Raw genomic sequence first — 383 nt, forward strand, 5'->3', positions numbered from 1 at the left:
GCTGTACACGGTGCAGCCGCTGCTGCCCGAGTTCAGCCGTCACTTCGGTGTGTCCGCCGCCGGCAGCGCGATGTCGCTGTCGTTGACCACTGGCACGTTGGCGGTGGCGATGCTGCTGGCCGGCCTGTTGTCCGATGCGGTCGGCCGGCGCCCGTTGATGATCGTTGCGCTGCTGGCCTCGGCCATGCTGTCGCTGAGCACGGCGCTGGTGGACGACTGGACCACGCTGCTGGTGCTGCGCACCCTGCTGGGCCTGGCGCTGAGCGGTGTGCCGGCGGTGGCGATGACCTACCTGGTCGAGGAAATGGACAGCCGCGCGCTGGGCCTGGCGATGGGCCTGTACATCGGCGGCAACGCCATTGGTGGCATGAGCGGGCGCCTGC

General features: G+C 69.7%; 1 protein-coding gene. It reads left to right on the top strand.

Translation table 11 applies throughout. From position 1 onward, the window contains the following. Positions 1-383 (top strand): MFS transporter (locus CDN38_RS33615; protein ID WP_142361385.1); only part of this gene is annotated, 383 nt, incomplete at both ends.

The organism is Mycobacterium ostraviense (genome assembly GCF_002705925.1).
Lineage (GTDB): Bacteria > Actinomycetota > Actinomycetes > Mycobacteriales > Mycobacteriaceae > Mycobacterium > Mycobacterium ostraviense.